The 16,173-nt window shown below is 64.0% G+C and carries 18 protein-coding genes; 4 read left to right on the top strand and 14 right to left on the bottom strand.

Annotated elements, in window-relative coordinates:
* Positions 1-90: 90 nt before the first annotated feature.
* Positions 91-1,998, bottom strand: a complete 1,908-nt coding sequence (locus C7I87_RS19295) for a propionyl-CoA synthetase (protein ID WP_149905694.1) — start codon at positions 1,996-1,998, stop codon at positions 91-93.
* A 143-nt stretch (positions 1,999-2,141) separates the two neighbouring features.
* On the opposite strand from C7I87_RS19295, the gene C7I87_RS35600 reads away from it, so the two are divergent.
* The 4 genes from C7I87_RS35600 to C7I87_RS19310 all read left to right on the top strand — a co-directional run bounded on the left by C7I87_RS35600 (position 2,142) and on the right by C7I87_RS19310 (position 4,428).
* Entirely contained in the window at positions 2,142-2,363 is a 222-nt protein-coding gene (locus C7I87_RS35600; RefSeq protein WP_210250638.1) for a hypothetical protein, read from the top strand.
* Positions 2,364-2,710: 347 nt separating this feature from the next.
* The gene (locus tag C7I87_RS19300) at positions 2,711-3,001 is read left to right on the top strand and encodes a PqqD family protein (RefSeq protein ID WP_149905695.1); all 291 of its coding nucleotides are present in this window, start codon (positions 2,711-2,713) and stop codon (positions 2,999-3,001) included.
* A gap of 12 nt (positions 3,002-3,013) precedes the next feature.
* Positions 3,014-3,448: a lasso peptide biosynthesis B2 protein gene (locus C7I87_RS19305; RefSeq protein WP_149905696.1), complete on the top strand. Its 435-nt coding sequence runs from the start codon at positions 3,014-3,016 to the stop codon at positions 3,446-3,448.
* The gene (locus C7I87_RS19310) at positions 3,445-4,428 is read left to right on the top strand and encodes a phosphoenolpyruvate carboxykinase (ATP) (protein ID WP_149905697.1); all 984 of its coding nucleotides are present in this window, start codon (positions 3,445-3,447) and stop codon (positions 4,426-4,428) included. The genes C7I87_RS19305 and C7I87_RS19310 overlap by 4 nt, the downstream gene beginning before the upstream one ends.
* An 8-nt stretch (positions 4,429-4,436) precedes the next feature.
* Here the strand turns inward: C7I87_RS19310 and C7I87_RS19315 are convergent, their stop codons facing one another.
* From C7I87_RS19315 to C7I87_RS19375, 13 genes are all read right to left on the bottom strand, one after another.
* On the bottom strand, positions 4,437-5,459 hold the full coding sequence (locus tag C7I87_RS19315; protein ID WP_188393900.1) for a nucleotidyltransferase family protein: 1,023 nt from the start codon (positions 5,457-5,459) through the stop codon (positions 4,437-4,439).
* 67 nt (positions 5,460-5,526) lie between these two features.
* Entirely contained in the window at positions 5,527-6,513 is a 987-nt protein-coding gene (dhaK, locus tag C7I87_RS19320; RefSeq protein ID WP_149905699.1) for a dihydroxyacetone kinase subunit DhaK, read from the bottom strand.
* A gap of 40 nt (positions 6,514-6,553) precedes the next feature.
* On the bottom strand, positions 6,554-6,970 hold the full coding sequence (locus C7I87_RS19325) for a hypothetical protein (protein WP_149905700.1): 417 nt from the start codon (positions 6,968-6,970) through the stop codon (positions 6,554-6,556).
* Positions 6,971-6,979: 9 nt separating this feature from the next.
* Positions 6,980-8,554 carry a phosphoenolpyruvate--protein phosphotransferase gene (ptsP, locus tag C7I87_RS19330; protein ID WP_188393901.1) on the bottom strand — a complete coding sequence of 525 codons (1,575 nt, stop codon included), beginning with the start codon at positions 8,552-8,554 and terminating at the stop codon, positions 6,980-6,982.
* Positions 8,555-8,595: 41 nt separating this feature from the next.
* On the bottom strand, positions 8,596-8,898 hold the full coding sequence (locus tag C7I87_RS19335; protein WP_149905702.1) for an HPr family phosphocarrier protein: 303 nt from the start codon (positions 8,896-8,898) through the stop codon (positions 8,596-8,598).
* Positions 8,899-8,919: 21 nt separating this feature from the next.
* On the bottom strand, positions 8,920-9,309 hold the full coding sequence (gene dhaM, locus C7I87_RS19340; RefSeq protein ID WP_149905703.1) for a dihydroxyacetone kinase phosphoryl donor subunit DhaM: 390 nt from the start codon (positions 9,307-9,309) through the stop codon (positions 8,920-8,922).
* Entirely contained in the window at positions 9,306-9,908 is a 603-nt protein-coding gene (dhaL, locus tag C7I87_RS19345) for a dihydroxyacetone kinase subunit DhaL (RefSeq protein ID WP_149905704.1), read from the bottom strand. Before dhaL ends, dhaM begins: the two co-directional genes overlap by 4 nt.
* Positions 9,909-9,980: 72 nt before the next feature.
* Complete coding sequence (locus C7I87_RS19350) at positions 9,981-11,624, bottom strand: dihydroxyacetone kinase subunit DhaK (RefSeq protein ID WP_149905705.1); 1,644 nt, start codon at positions 11,622-11,624, stop codon at positions 9,981-9,983.
* A gap of 69 nt (positions 11,625-11,693) precedes the next feature.
* Positions 11,694-12,707, bottom strand: coding sequence for an ABC transporter ATP-binding protein (locus C7I87_RS19355; RefSeq protein ID WP_149905706.1), 1,014 nt, complete (start codon positions 12,705-12,707; stop codon positions 11,694-11,696).
* Positions 12,700-13,812: an ABC transporter ATP-binding protein gene (locus C7I87_RS19360; RefSeq protein WP_149905707.1), complete on the bottom strand. Its 1,113-nt coding sequence runs from the start codon at positions 13,810-13,812 to the stop codon at positions 12,700-12,702. Before C7I87_RS19360 ends, C7I87_RS19355 begins: the two co-directional genes overlap by 8 nt.
* A gap of 2 nt (positions 13,813-13,814) precedes the next feature.
* The gene (locus tag C7I87_RS19365) at positions 13,815-14,018 is read right to left on the bottom strand and encodes a hypothetical protein (protein WP_149905708.1); all 204 of its coding nucleotides are present in this window, start codon (positions 14,016-14,018) and stop codon (positions 13,815-13,817) included.
* 217 nt (positions 14,019-14,235) lie between these two features.
* A complete protein-coding gene (locus C7I87_RS19370) occupies positions 14,236-15,186 on the bottom strand; it encodes a carbohydrate ABC transporter permease (protein WP_149905709.1) in 951 nt (316 codons plus the stop codon).
* Positions 15,183-16,130: a carbohydrate ABC transporter permease gene (locus C7I87_RS19375; protein WP_149905710.1), complete on the bottom strand. Its 948-nt coding sequence runs from the start codon at positions 16,128-16,130 to the stop codon at positions 15,183-15,185. The genes C7I87_RS19370 and C7I87_RS19375 overlap by 4 nt, the downstream gene beginning before the upstream one ends.
* Between the last annotated feature and the right edge of the window lie 43 nt (positions 16,131-16,173).

Raw genomic sequence — 16,173 nt, forward strand, 5'->3', positions numbered from 1 at the left:
AATCAACGATTGCGCCCTGCGGCCATCACAAAGTTCGCCGCGCCGCAACATCGCGGAACGGTAGCTCTACCCAGGTGCCGGCAGTACTGGCTACACGCCGATCCCACGGGCATTCAGCGCCGCCGTGACCTCTTCCAGGATAGCGGGGTCGTCGATGGTCGCCGGCATTGTCCACGCTTCCTTGTCGGCGATCTTCTGCATGGTGCCGCGGAGGATCTTTCCCGACCGCGTCTTGGGAAGCCGCTTGATCGTGACCACGGTCTTGAAGGCGGCGACCGGGCCGATACGCTCGCGCACCAGTGCGACGACCTCCTTCTCGATGGCGCCGCCCTCGCGAGCAACACCGGCGTTGAGCACCACGAAGCCGAGCGGAATTTGACCCTTCATCGCATCGGCGATGCCGACGACGGCGCACTCGGCGACGTCGGGATGGGCCGCCAGCACCTCTTCCATCGCGCCGGTCGACAGCCGATGCCCGGCGACGTTGATGATGTCGTCGGTGCGGGCCATCACGTAGAGATAGCCGTCCTCGTCGATCATGCCGGCATCGGCCGTCTTGTAGAAGCCGGGGAACTCATCGAGATAGGCCTGGCGGAAGCGGGCGTCGGCATTCCATAGCGTCGGCAGGCAGCCCGCCGGCAGCGGCAGCTTGACCACGACATTGCCCAGCGTGCCGCGCGGCACCTCGTGGCCGGCATCGTCGAGCACGCGGATGTCGTAGCCCGGCATCGGCACCCCGGGCGAGCCGTATTTCACCGGCAGCAGGCCGAGCCCGGCGGGGTTTATCGTCATCGGCGAGCCGGTCTCGGTCTGCCACCAATGATCGACCACCGGCACGTTGAGCTTCTGCTCCGCCCATTTGATGGTCTCGGGGTCGGCGCGTTCGCCGGCGAGGAACAGCGTGCGGAATTTCGACAGATCGTATCTCGGCACGAATTCGCCCTTGGGGTCTTGCCCCTTGATCGCGCGGAAGGCGGTCGGCGCGGTGAACAACGCGACCACGCCGTGGTCCGCGATCACCCGCCAGTAGGTGCCGGCATCGGGCGTGCCGATCGGCTTGCCTTCGAACAGCACGCTGGTGCAGCCATGTAGAAGAGGGCCATAGACGATGTAGGAATGGCCGACCACCCAGCCGACGTCGGACGCCGCCCAGAACACTTCTCCCGGCTTGACGCCGAACTCGTTATCCATCGTCCATTTCAGCGCGACCATGTGGCCGCCATTGTCGCGCACGATGCCCTTGGGCTGACCGGTCGTGCCCGAGGTGTAGATGATGTAGAGCGGGTCGGTGGCCAGTACGGGCACGCAATCGACGTTGGCGCCTGCCGCCCGTTCGCGGGCGACGGCGTCGGCATAATCGATGTCGAAATGATCCTTCAAATCGCAGCGCAACTGGTCGCGCTGCAGGATCAGGCAGGCGTCCGGCTTGTGGCGGGACATCTCGATCGCCTTGTCGAGCAGCGGCTTGTATGCAACCACCCGGCCCGGCTCCAGGCCGCAGGAGGCCGAGATGATCAGTTTCGGTTTTGCGTCGTCGATGCGGGTGGCGAGCTCATGCGAGGCAAAGCCGCCGAATACGACCGAATGCACAGCGCCGATGCGGGCGCAGGCGAGCATGGCGATGGCCGCTTCCGCCACCATTGGCATGTAGATGATGACGCAGTCCCCCTTGCCGATGCCGCGATTCTTCAGCACCGAGGTCAGCGCCACCACTTCGCGTTTCAACTCGGCATAGGTGAACTTCTTCACCGTTCCGGTGATGGCGCTGTCATGGATCAGCGCGATCTGGCTGGCCCGCCCGCCGGCGACATGCCGGTCAAGCGCGTTGTGGCAGGTGTTGCAGGTCGCGCCGGTGAACCAGCGACCGTAGACGCCGGCGGCGGCATCGAACACCTTGTCCCAGGGCGAATACCAGTCGATGGCGCCGGCCGCGTCGGCCCAGAATTTCTCCGGGTCGCGTTTCCAGCCGTCATAGACCTCGTGATAGCGTGAAGCCATCCACATCCTCCCCAGGATCGATTTGCCGTCTTGCCAACAGCCTATGCTGTTTTTTCCGGCGCTGTCTTCCCTGATTTTCGTCTGAGATGCCGCTATCGTGACCTACGGCATCGAGGGGGAGGACGTGAGCGCATGCGCCATCGATGATCGATCGAGTCGAGGAATTGCCCGAACTCCTACAGCCTGCCGGAAACCCACGAATTCAAGCCGGCGGTGATCGTTTCAGCCAGGGCTTCGAAGGGCGCGATCGCCGCTTCATCGCGGTGACCGGACAACCCGCTGAGCAATCTATCGATAGCCGTCTAACGAACCGGATTCGCTGGATAAAAGTCGATCGCGCTAGATCGGCAAAGCCACCAGCATGAGGCCGACACCGCCGAAGATCAAAATGGCTGTCGCAAGAGCTTTTCGATGACGTTCGAAAGTCGTCGGAGCCGCTCCCAATTGTAACGCATACGCTATCTCCCCAAGACCTGGAGAGTTCTTACCTTACCTGTGGGAAGAAAAGCAACGGTGCCGCCTATCCACGCACTTGCCTGGCGCGTCATTCCGGCGACTATTTCTGGGACGATTTCGGCCTTAGATGGATGTTGCGGCCTGACAAGAGCCTGTCGCAAACACAGAGCTGCGTGGGCCATTCCCAGCCGGCCGATAGACAGCGCCCCACCACCGCGCTATCTCATTTCGGCTTTGCATGGCTTTGGGGTTTGTGATGGAAATTGCCTCTGGAACGGTTCTGCGACTGGCGGACGATGCCTCGGTCCAGCATGTCGGCGACGGCGCGGTCGTGCTTTTGGCCCGCAGCGGCCAGCTCTATACCTGCAATGGCACGACCGAAGCCTTTCTCGACAAGGTGGATGGCGCGCGCAGCCTCGGCCAGATCGTCGGCTTGCTGTGTGAGGAGTTCGAGGTCGACAAGGGCACGCTTGACGAGGACATGGCGGCGCTGGCCACCGATCTTGTCTCGGAAGGCATTCTCGCCGCTCCAGGGCTTGATAGCTGAAGGTACTGCTCGATGGCGGACAGTCCTCTCCTGCGCGTCTTGTTCCGCTGCCATCTCTGGGCAAGCGCGCGGCTGATGCCGGTCCTCATTGCCAACCGCAGCTTCGAGGAGGTGCTGAAATGGGCGCCGCTCGCCTCGCCGACGCCCTATCGCGGCTTGTCAGCTCCCTATATTGTCGCTCGCGTCAACCGTGCCGTGCGCCGTCCCTGGCTGATGCGCGACCGCAGATGCCTGCGGGAAGGTCTGCTCGGCCATCGTTTCCTGCGCCTCGCAGGCTTCGATCCGGAGTTGCGCTTCGGCGTCGATCCGAAGTCGCTGCAAGCGTCGCGGCTGTCGGCGCATTGCTGGGTCTGCCTCGACGGCAAGCCTGTGGTCAGCGACAGCCTTCCCGGCATGGTCGAGATCTATCGCCACCATGACCGCGCCACGAAGGTGCGCCCCGCTTGACCAGACCTTGCGCCTTCTATGACCTCAACGGCCAGGTCCTCGGCATCTCGGCCGAACGCGCCGAGCTATGGCAGGATTTCGACAGGATGCTCGCCAGCCTGCGCATCGAAGGTTCGACCGAAGCGGATTTTCATCTCGACATCGGCGAGGTGGAAGCGCTGGACGAGACCCCCGTCGGATCCCTGGTCTTCGACGGCGAGATACCGGACGACGGCTACTGCCGGATGATCACGGACGGCGCCAGCGTCCACCTGGTCTTGCCAGGACGACAGACCGTCGAGATCAACGAGGGGGGGTGGGCTCGACTCCGCATCATCCCCGACAGCAAGGCCGCCTGGACGCCATCGATGCTGATGCTGGACGCGGCACTCGACGCCGGCGGCCAACATATGCTGCACACTGCGGGCCTGACCCTGCCGGGCCGTGACGCGGTTGTGCTGGTCCATGCCCCGAGCGGCACCGGCAAGACCACCACATCGCTGGCCTTGGCAACGCAAGGATTCGGTCTTTGCTCCGACGACGCCATGATCCTGAATGTCGCTTCCGCCACGCCTGTTGCCTGGGGTTTGCCGCGCCACGTCAAGATCCATGAGAAGACGGCGTGGATGATCCCGCAGGTGGCGCCATGCCTCGGGCCATCCTGGGACCGCAATGGCGAACAGGCTGTTTCGCTGGAAAAGCTGGGCGGGATCGTAAAAATCGAAACACCGACCGCCCGACCGGTAGCCGCGCTCCTGCACCTTGTGCGATCCGCCGACGAAGAGACCCGGCTCGCGCCCATGGCCCGGACCGACGCGATGGTGGCGCTGGCGATGGACAATGTCCGAACCGGCGCGACCGGCCTGCTGCCGCTGCAGAAGCGCCGGCTGGCGACGATCGCCAAGCTGGTCTCCTCGGTGCCGACCTTCATCTTGGAAGCAGGCGCGCGTCCGGCCGATGCGGCGGCGCTGATAAGCGCCAAATTGACATCACGGGACTGACGGCCAATTCAAGCGGCGTATGGCCTGGCCTTGGCCAACCGCTGGATCCAGCGGAACGCATCGCGGCGCAGGCGCGAGCCGATCTTCTCCCTGGAATTGACCCTGAGCAGCGTGTTCGTCGTGATCAGCTTTTTGGCCAACCGTATCGACAGGTCGGGCTTGATCCGCCCCGCGAGTTCGAGCGCATGCGGTTCGCCGAACAGCTCGCCCGTCACATTGAGCACGATCGCCAGTTCGAGCTCGATGCCGGTCATGCGCGCCGCCTTGAGCAGGTGGGTTTCCGATTCCGCTGATCGCAATGTCCGCACGCCTTGCAGCACGTCGACACAAAGCTGCAGCCGGTGGAATTTATGCCCCCCGGCCGCATGCACGATGGCAATCGTCAAAAGGGCTGCCGGCGCGTCCGTTGCCTCCCCATCGATGACACCCAGTTCGCGAAAACCCAGCGACAGGCGCCGCCGCATGCCGGCGTCGTGCACGAGGTCGCCATGCAGTTCGACCAGCAGGCTGGAGTTCTCTTTTTCCAGCCATTTGAATTCCTGCAGCTGGTAGGATTCGGCTTCGTTGCTGCCAAGCTCGAAGCCTGACGCCGCGATCACCTGGTTTGCCCTCGCAAGGTTGGCGGGCTCGACGAGGATGTCGATGTCGGTGAACGGCCGGTCGGATACGTTGCGGTAGAGTTTTCGCGCGAAGACCGGTCCCTTGACGATCCGCGCCGGAATGCCTTCCGCCGCCATCCCCTTCATGATGCGGTCGCCATGATACTGCAGCAGCATCGACTGGCCGGTGGCGATGGTCGCCTTCTGGCGCAGGTCGTCGAGTTTGTCCCGCAAGCCAGCGTCCGACGGTAGGTGCGCGTCGCCGCGCTCCCTGAGCTTGCGCAGCATGATCGGCAGGACGCCGTGGAATTCGGCATTTTCGAGCAGCGCCGACAATGCCTTCGCCGACAAATCGTCCTCGACCGCCGCGGCCTCCGGATCGGCGAGGCGCAGCAGCAGTCTTTCTTCGGCGCAGGTGAGGGACGGCAGCATCAATCCGGACAAATCCATAGCTAAGTGGATTGTCAATGGTCGCAGAAAAGCGCGGCTGAAGCCAGCCTCACATGCCCCAGCGCAGCGCCGCCGTGTGGACAGGTGCGTCCCACCAGCCCGTCAATTCGTCGTCGAGCAGGGTCAGCGTGATCGAGCAGCCGGCCATGTCGAGCGAGGTGACATAGGTGCCAACCAGCGAGCGGGCAATCGTCAGGCCACGCTTCTCGAAAATCCTGCGGGCGCTGTTGTACATCAAATAGAGCTCCATCAGCGGCGTGCCGCCGAAGCCGTTGACGAACAGCAGCGCCGGCCCTTTCGCCTTGTCGCCAAGATCCCCAAGGATCGCTGCGCAGATCTCCCCGGCGATCGCGTCGGCGCTCTTAAGCGTGTCGCGGCGGCGGCCGGGTTCGCCATGGATGCCGACGCCGAATTCCATCTCGCCATCGCCGATATCGAAAGTCGGTTTGCCGGCCGCCGGCACGGTGCCACTGGTCAGCGCCACGCCCATCGAGCGGGTCGCGTCGTTGACGCGGTAGCCCAGCGCCTTCAACGCCGGCAATGCCAGGCCGTGCTCGGCGGCGGCACCGACGATCTTCTCCACCACCAGCGTGCCGGCGACGCCGCGCCGTCCGGTCGTGTAGGAAGAATTCTCGACGGCGACGTCGTCATTGGTCACCACCTGAAGCACGCCTTCCGACATTTCCGCCGCCATGTCGAAATTCATCACGTCGCCCTCGTAGTTCTTGACGATGAACAGGCAGCCGGCGCCGGTGTCGACGGCTTGCGCGGCCGCCAGCATCTGGTCCGGCGTCGGCGAGGTGAACACCTGGCCCGGGCAGGCGGCGTCCAGCATGCCATGGCCGACAAAGCCGCCATGCAGCGGCTCGTGGCCGGAGCCGCCGCCGGAGATCAGCGCCACCTTGCCCGGCTTGAGGGCCTTGCGGCGGATGAATTTGTGCTCCTCGCCAAGCACCAGCATGTCGGCATGAGCGGCCACAAAACCGTCGAGGCTCTCGGTCAGCACCGTGTCCACCGAGTTCATGAATTTCTTCACGGCCGTCTCCTCCCGAAATAGCCTGGCATCAATGGGTCAATCAGCCACTCTTGCCGGTGATGCTGGTGACCTTCTGGATGAATTCGTTGATCGCGCGGTCGAGCGCCGTATTCTGCTTGTCGTCGCCGAAATCCGGAACGATGAGCGAAACGTGCCTTGTCTTGCGCGCGCCCGCGGCGATCGAGATCTTCCCTGGATGCGCTTGGTGGTAGGCAGCAAGAAACTGGTCCCGCTCGGCCTGGCTGAAATGGCAGACGGAAAAAATGGCGGGCAGATGCTTTGATGGGATCGGGATCGAATAGGCGGGGCTCGAAATCTGCGTGACGAAGCTGCGGTGCTTGCCAAGCGCGTCGGCGAGCCGCTGGCGCATGCCTGACGGCCGCTGGTCGATGACCTGCGACAGGATCGTCTTGTAGACGCGGATCGCCTCTTCGGGCTCGGGTTTGATATCGATCATGCCTGCCGCCTAGATCGGGACGTCCGCGATGGCCGCTTTGGCCATGGCGAGTTGCGCAGGCGCGACCGACAGATCGCGCAGGCCGACCTCGATCAGCGAGGGGATCGCGGCTGGATCGCCACCGGCATCCCCGCACAGGCTGACGGGAATCCCGGTTTCCCGTCCGAAGGCCGCGACCGAGCCGATCAGCCGCAGGACAGCGGGATGACGAACGGAATTGAGATGCGCCACAGCGGCATTGTCGCGCGCGGCCGCCATCACATATTGCGTCAAATCGTTGGAACCGATCGACAGGAAGGCGACGCCGGTAAACGCCTCCGGCGCGATGGCCACCGAAGGCACTTCGACCATGATGCCGAGCGGCGGCATTTCTTGCGCGATGCCGCGCGCGGCAAGGGCTACCCGTTCCTCGGCGAACAGGGCGGCGGCACTTTCATACTCTTCTGGTGTGGCGATCATCGGAAACATGACTTTGAGATTGCCGTGTGGCGCGGCGCGCAGCAATGCCCTGATTTGAACGCGGAATATGTCGAGCCTGGCCAGCGACAGCCTGATGCCGCGCAGGCCAAGGAACGGATTGCCTTCCTCGACCGTAAAGCCCGGCACCGGCTTGTCGCCTCCGGCATCGACGGTACGGATCGTCACTGGTTTTTCGCCGGCCCATTCCAGCACCTTGCGATAGGCGCGATACTGGGTCTCTTCATCCGGCAGCGTCTTGCCGAACAGGAATTCCGTGCGCATCAGGCCGACGCCGTCGCAGGTCGCGATGTCGATGGCGTCGACATCCCTGGGGTCGGCGATGTTGACTTGGACGCGCACCGCGGTGCCGCGCTTCGTCGCAGCCGGCCGTGCCAGAAAGGTCCGCGCGTCGCCTTGGCGGGCGGTGAAGGCGGAGGACGACTGCCGGAACGAGCCGATCTCCGCGGGCGAGGGTGCCAGAACGATATTGCCGTGCTCCGCGTCGAGCAGCGCGATGCCGGCAACAGCGGTGAGCGGCTCGCGCAGGCCCACGACCATCGGCACGCCACGCGAGCGCGCCAGCATGGCGACATGGCTGGCGGTGCTGCCTGCCTTCAGCGCTATGCCGCCGCCATGGCTCCAGTCGGTTTCGAGGAAGCGCGTTGGCGCGATGTCCTCGCCGTAGAGGATGGCGCCGGCCGGTGCCGGGCCGCCACCGCCCTCGGTCAGGGCGCGCAGCACCTGGTCCCTAATATCGTGCAGGTCCGTGGCGCGGGCGCGGAAATAATCCTGGTCCGAGGCCTCGTAGCCGGCGATCTCGGCATCAAGCGCCTGCCGCCAAGCCGCGTCGGCGGGTTCTCCGGAAGCGATCGATGCGAAGGCCGGCCCGCTCAGCGCGTCGTCTTCCAGCATGGCGATGTGGAATTCGAGTATGCCGGCGGCATCGCTGTCGGCGGTCTCGACCATGGCCGCGAGCCGGTTCACCGCCTTGCCGATCGCGGCCTCCAGCGACGTCTTCTCCTCGGCGACGCTTGCCTTGGTCGCATAGATGCCCGCAGGCCGGCCGAGGTCGAACAGAGGCCCCTCGGCATAGCCGGCGGAGGCCGGAACGCCCTCAATGCGCATGGCCCGCATTCCCCGCGGCCCGGCCAGGGCGTGCATCGGCCTCAAGCCGAGCGGACATGGCCGGCATCTTCGTCGAAATCGCGCTGCACCAGGTCGATCAGCGCGCGGATGGCATCATCGGCTCCATCGCCGTTGGCCCTGATGTGCAGCACCGTGCCCTTTGGCGCCTTGGCCGCCATCACCTTGACGATGCTCTTGGCGTCGAACCATGGGCCGTTGGCGGCGAGTGCAATTTCCACGTCTGCGGGAAAGCTCTTGGCCAGCTTGGTGAACTTCACCGAAGGACGCGCATGCAGGCCCACATCGTGGGTGATCAGGACGGTCGCTTCGGCAGTTGCGGACATATGCTCAACGTTCCTGTTCACTCACGACGGCGACAATTCATGCGCCGTCGCCACCACTTCTTTCAACGAGGCGCCGCCGGACGCCTCGGTCGCCGCCATCACCGCGCCCTCGACGATCGGCGCGTTGCAGACGATGATCTTGTGCGCACGCGGCTCGCCGATCATCTCGACCGCCATTTCACTGTTGGTCTCAGCGCCGCCGAGGTCGACAAGTATGGCAACGCCAGCTTCCGACCAGGCCTTGTCGATGGCGCCCATGATCGCCTCGACACTGGTGCCGAGCCCGCCATGGCCGTTTCCGCCGCACCATGCAAGCGGCACTTCGTCCCCCACCATCTGGCGTACCATGTCGGCCGTGCCCTCCGCGACCAGCGGCGAATGCGACACGATCACGATCCCGACATTGCTCATGCATCTTCCCCGATCGCTTGGCCCACCGTGCGCACCAGCAGCGCGGTCGAGCGCGCGCCGGCGTCCATGTGGCCGATCGAGCGGTCGCCGAGGAACGAGGCGCGGCCGCGCAGGGCCTTCATCGGCACGGTCGCCTTGGCCGCGACGTCGGCGATGTCGGCTATCTCCGCCGCCGTCTTTCCTTCGGCCAGCGCGTCATGCACCGGCTGCAGCACATCGAGCATGGTTTTCTGACCGACCTGTGATTTGCCGCGTGCGGCCACCGCCTCGATCGCCTTGCCGAAGGCCACCGTCAGGCTGGCGCGATCGGGGCCCGCCGGGATCTCCTTGCCGAGCGTCATGAACAGCGTGCCGAAGAGCGGGCCGGAGGCGCCGCCCACCGTCATCACCAGCTTGGTGCCGATCGCCTTCAGGGCGTCGGGCAGTGGCTTTGCGGCGAACAAGTCGGCCTCGGCTCGCACCGCCTCGAAGCCGCGTTTCATGTTAAGTCCATGGTCGCCGTCGCCGATCGCCTGGTCGAGCGCCGTCAATTCCTCGGCGTGGTCGGCAATCGTATCCGCGGCGGCCGTGATCAGCCTCGAAAGGTCCAGCGCCGTCATGTCGCCCGAATTCCCGGTTTGCACCTTGCCCGCAGTAGCGAAAGAATGGTCGTTCGACAACTGGAGCATGTGTCAGGCCGTGGCATGCTGCGCGGCCGCGGCCGCGAACACCTCGTCCACGGCATGGGCGCCGGGGTCGACCACACCGTGCAATTTGGCCCCGACATAGGCGGATCGACCGGCCTTTGCCTTCTCCATCGCGGCCGTCGCCTCGGCACCGCGCCGGGCCGCTATCGCGGCTTCCTCCAGGCCCTTGCCGTCGAGCGCCTTCAAGGCCGGCTCCAGCGCGTCGACCATGGTGCGATCGCCTGGATTGGCGCCGCCGTAGAAGGTCATTCGTTCAAGCCCGGCAAGCAGGGCCTTGGATAGCTTCGCACCGTTGTCCATCGCCTGCGCCGCGGCCGTGAAGAAGATCGACAGCAGCACGCCGCTGGAACCGCCCATGGATGAACTCAGAATATCGCCCACTGCGCCAAGCGTCGCTGGGGGCTCGGCAAGCGGCAGAGTATCGAGCCGTTCCAGCACACTGCGCGCGCCGGTTGCCACAGTCGAACCGGTATCGCCATCACCAGCCTTGGCGTCCAGTCCGTTCAATGTCGCTTCGATCGAAATCAGTTTCTCGCAGACCGTGACGATCAAGCGCCTGGTCCCTGCATCCTGGCTGGCCTTGTGCGCCACATTTTGTCCGGCTGCTTTCGCCATCGGCACGACAGCGGGCGCAACGACCGGCTTTGCCGGCATCCAGGCATGCGGGCCGACCGGTGCCAGCAAGGCGGATTCGCGGGCCGCGTCGAGCTTGATCAGAGACAGCGAGAAACCGTTCATGTTGAGGGCCGTCATCAGCGGGCCGGGGCCGATCGCCAGCTTGACGGTTCTGGCAAGCGGCGAGGCAAGCACCGCATTGGCGACAACAGACATTTCAAGCGGTGGCACGGAGCCCAGATTGTTGATCAGCAAGGCATAGGCGGCCTTCGGATCGAGCCGCGGCGCAAGGCGCTCCGCCATGATCGTCACCAGCCGGTCGGCGCTTTGCAGCGCGATGCGCTCGACGCCAGGCTCTCCATGGATGCCAAGGCCGAGCTCGCCGTCGTCGGCGCCAAACCTGTCTTCGTGCTGTTGGCCCGGAATCGAGCAGGACGACAGCGACATGCCGAGCGAGGCGGTATCCTTCGCCGCCGCACGTGCAGCTGACGCGATCTCGGCCAGATCGCGGCCGGCTTCAGACAGATGGCCCGATATCTTGTGCACGAACAAGGTGCCGGCAACGCCGCGTGGCTGGGCGATGTCGGGCAGCGCGATGTCGTCGGCGACGATCACCATCTCGACCGCAAAACCTTCGGCGCGCGCCTTCTCGGTAGCCAGGCCGAAATTGAGCCGGTCCCCGGTGTAGTTCTTGACGATCAGCAGGCAGCCCGCCGGTCCGGTCACCGCACGGATGGCAGCCAGCACCGCTTCGACGCTCGGCGAGGCAAAGATCTCGCCCGAGACGGCAGCCGTCAGCATGCCCTTGCCGACGAAGCCGGCATGCGACGGCTCGTGCCCGGCGCCGCCGCCGGAGACGACGGCAACCTTGGACTTGTCCCAATCGGCGCGCAGCACGACCTTGATCTCGGGATAGCCGTCGAGGCGGGCGAGGTCGCCTGAGCCCATGGTGCGCAACAGGCCATCCAGCGCCTCGGTGACGATCGTTTCCCGGCGGTTGAAAAAGTGCTTCATCGAATTCGTCCCGTTTCGCAATCGTCAGTCAGAAGCCGGCATCACGTTGGCGGGGATGCCGAAAATCGTTCACATCAGTCGTTGTCCGTCGGCGCCGAAATAGAGCGGCGAGCGGTAGCGGATCACCACTTTGTCGCCTTGCGCCAGATCGGTGTCGGGATCGGTCAGTGTCACCAGTTTCTTTGGCCCCACCGTCACATGCAGATGGTTCTGGTCACCGAGATGTTCGACCCAGTCGACGACGCCGTCGGCATGGCCATTTGCGGCCTTTTCGATTGCCAGATGCTCGGTGCGTGCGCCGATCGTCTTCGTACCCGTTGGCGCGCCACCATCTGGAAGCAGCCCTGTGGGCAGAAGATTGATCGCGGGCTGGCCGAGCCTTGCCGCGACATGCAGGTTTGCCGGTTCGGAATAGATCGCCCTGGGTGTGCCGATCTGCACCAGCACGCCGTCGGCCAGGATGCCGATGCGGTCTGCCATGGTCATCGCCTCGATCTGGTCGTGGGTGACGTAAAGCATGGTAGCGCCAAGTTCGGACTGGATGCGTTTCAATTCGAGCCGCAGATCCGCCCGCAGCTTGGCATCGAGCGACGACAGCGGTTCGTCCATCAGATAGATGGACGGCTTGCGCACCAAGGCGCGGCCGATGGCGACGCGCTGCATCTCGCCGCCCGACAATTTCGTCGAACGGTTGGCGAGTTTGTGATGGATTCGCACCATCTTCGCCACCTCCTCGACCCGGCGGCGGATCTGGTCTGCCGATATTTTCCGCGCCGGCGAGCGCAGGGGGAAAGCGAGGTTGTCGAACACCGACAGATGCGGATAGAGCGAATATTGCTGGAAGACGAAAGCGGTGTCGCGTTCGGCCGGCGACAGGTTCGTGGCATTGTGGCCGCCGATCTCGATCGTGCCGGCATCGGGCCGCTCCAGCCCGGCAATCAGCCTCAGCGTCGTCGTCTTGCCGGCCCCCGTCGGCCCGAGCAGCACGACGAATTCGCCGTCTGATATATGCAGGTCGAGCCCGTTGACGGCGGTTTGCTCGCCAAAACTCTTGGTCACGCCCTTGATGTGCACGTCAGCCATGCTGCACTCTCCGCTCGGAGGCAGTATCGTGGATCGCCGTTCTCACGGCACGGCCCGATACCTTGTCGAACAGGGACAGTCGCGCGCTGTTCAGCGTCAGGCCGACATGGTCGCCGGTGTTGAGCCTGATTTCGGCCGGCACCCGTGCCTTGATGATGCCGTCCGCCGTCTCCACCGCGACGATCTGCGTCGTGCCGAGATATTCGGTGCCGTAGATGGCGCCACGCAGTTTGGAGGCATCATCGAAGCGGATGTGTTCGGGGCGGATGCCAAGCGCCATGTCGGCGGGCGCGATGTCCTCGCGCACCTCCGGCACCGCGACCTTTGCACCCTGGACGACGATCTCCTTCGCGCCTTTGGAAAGCCCGCCGCCGAAGTGCAAAAAATTCATTGGTGGCGAACCGATGAAGTCGGCAACGAACATGGTCGCGGGACGGTCGTAGATTTCGCGCGGTGTGCCGAACTGCTCGATGACGCCGTGGTTCATGACAGCGATCTTGTCGGCCATCGACATGGCTTCCATCTGGTCATGTGTGACGTACACAGTCGTCGCGTGGATGCGGTTGTGCAGCTCGCGCAGTTCATGGACCATCAAATCGCGGAATTCGGTGTCGAGGGTCCCCAGCGGTTCGTCCATCAGGAAGCATTTCGGCCGCCGCACGATGGCGCGGCCGAGCGCCACTCGCTGGCGGTCGCCGCCGGCAAGGCCAGAAACGGATTTGTTGAGCAGGTGGTCGATACGCAGAAGCTTCGCGGTCTCCTCGACGCGCGTGCGGATTTCGGCCGAGGGCATGCCTTGCGCCAAAAGGGGAAAGCCGATGTTCTTGCGCACATTCATGTGCGGATAGAGCGCGAACAGCTGGAAGACGAACGCGATGTCGCGCTCGCGTGCCCTGAGCATGGTGACGTCCTCGCCGCCGAGCAGGATCTGGCCGCCTGTCGGCAACTCGAGCCCGGCGATCATGCGCAAGGTGGTGGTCTTGCCGCAACCGGACGGCCCGAGCATGACGAAGAACTCGCCATCCTCGACGACGAAGTTGGAGTCCTGCACCGCGACGAAATCGCCGAAGGCCTTTCTCAGATGTTGGACGCGAATCTCGGCCATGATTATTCCGGGAACTTCGAGACGATGATGAACATCACCGTGCCGGCAAGCATGGTGATGAAGGAATAGGTGTAGAGCGACAGCGCGAAAGGCTGGAACAGCATCAGGAAGCCGATGGCGATCAGCGCCGTCGCAACGTTTTCCATCAGCCCGCGCCTGGCCCAACGCGGCCATGATGATTTCCTAGAGATGGCGGGGCGCGTCATGCGAAGCTCCCTTCCCTTTCCCCGTTCAAGGGGAGAGATGGCAGCCAGGTTGTTCCCCCACTCCGTCGCTGCTTCGCAGCGACACCTCTCCCCCCTCCGGAGGGAGAGGAAGGGAGCCTTGCTGAATGAAGTTCGCGCCCTTCCTCTCCCCCGTCGATCGGGGGAGAGGTGTCGAGCGAAGCTCGACGGAGTGGGGGTCGATTTATTCCCAGATCAATCATTTGCGCACCGCGCCGAAGGTGATACCGCGCAGCAATTGCTTGCGGAGCAGGATGGTGAAGACCAGGATCGGAACCAGGAAGATCGTCGTGCCGGCCGCGACCGCCGGCCAGTCCTGCCCGCCTTCGCCGATGATGGTCGGGATGAAGGGCGGCGCGGTCTGCGCCGTGCCGGATGTGAGCAGCGAGGCGAACGCGTATTCGTTCCAGGCAAAGATCAGGCAGAAGATAGCGGTCGCGGCAATACCGGTCGTGGCTTGCGGCAGAACCGTGCGCCAGAAGGCCTGCAGCCGCGTGTAACCGTCGATCATGGCGGCTTCCTCATATTCGCGCGGAATCTCGTCGATGAAGCCTTTGAGCAGCCACACCGCCAGCGAGACGTTGACCGCCGTGTAGAGCAGGATCATGCCGAGCGCGGTGTCGGAAAGTCCGAGTTCGCGGTACATCAGGTAGATGGGAATGGCGACCGCGATCGGGGGCATGAAGCGTGTCGACAGGATGAAGAACAGAAGATCATCCGCTAGCGGTACCTTGAAGCGCGAGAACCCATATGCCGACAGTGTGCCGAGAAAGACGGCGCAGAAGGTCGAGCCGAAGGCGATGATCAGCGAATTGACGAAGCGCGGCAGGAAGTTGGACGGACCGGCGATCACCATGTTGCGCTCGCGCGCGGTCTCGTCGCAGATGCCTGTCGCTGGCCCCAATGAATTGATGTATTCCGGCGCCTGCCGCGTCCGCGTCGTGAACAGGTTGCAATAGCCTTCGATGCTCGGCTGGAACACGATCTTGGGGGGGTAGGCGATCGAATCCGGTGGCGTCTTGAAGCTGGTGGCGAAGATCCACAAGAGCGGCACGATCGAGATCAGCGCATAGGCGACGATGATGGTGCCGGCGATGCGCTTCGAGTTTGCCGAAGGTGCGACGACAGAATGGGCTGTGGTCAGGCTCATCTCTGCTTCACCTTGTTGAGCGCCTTTACGTAGATGTTGGCGAGACCGAACACCGCGACGAAGAGGATGATGGCGAATGCCGAGGAATAGCCGGTGCGCCAGCTCTCGAAAGCTTGCCGTTTCAGCGTGATCGAGGCAACCTCGGTCGTCGAGCCAGGTCCGCCACCGGTCAACAGGTTTACCATGTCGAACATCTTGAAGTTCTCGATGCCGCGAAACAGCACCGCCAGCATGATGAACGGCAGCGCCATCGGCAGCGTGATCGACCAGAACTGCCGCCAGTTGGAGGCGCGGTCGACCTCGGCCGCCTCATAGATGTATTCGGGGATCGAGCGCAGGCCGGCGAGGCAGATCAGCATCACGTAAGGCGTCCACATCCAGGTGTCGACGATGACGATCGCCCACGGCGCGAGCTGCACGCTGCCCAGCATCTCGAAGGAGGAAGGCGGCACGCCTGTGAAAAAGGCGACGATGTAATTGAAGAGGCCGGTCTGGGGTTGGTACAGGAAACGCCAGAAATTGCCGACCACGGCGGGCGACAGCATCATCGGCACCAGGATGATGGTCGTCCAGAAGGCGTGGCCGCGGAACTTGCGGTCGATCAGCCAGGCCAGCGTGAAGCCGATCACCGTCTGCAGCAGGATGGTCCAGAACACGAAATGCGCCGTCGTCTGCATGGCGATCCAGACATCCTGGTCGCCAAGGATGCGCTGGTAGTTGGCAAAGCCGAGGTTCTTTACAACCTCATTGGACCGGTTGGCGCGGTAGTTGGTGAACGACAGATAGATCGCCCAAAACAGTGGGAAGATGTTGATGGCGAGCAACAGAAGGATCGTCGGCGAGATGAACAGCCACGCCAGGCCCTTGTCGCTGATGCCGCGGACCTTGCGCGCCAACGGTTCCGGGGTCGCCCGGGCAGCGTTCTCCGCGGTCCGATTGAGCATGGTTAGTCCTGCTTCGGTCACTTGGGTCGTCTCTGTGATGGAA

The organism is Mesorhizobium sp. SARCC-RB16n (assembly GCF_008520305.1).
Taxonomy (GTDB): Bacteria; Pseudomonadota; Alphaproteobacteria; order Rhizobiales; family Rhizobiaceae; genus Mesorhizobium.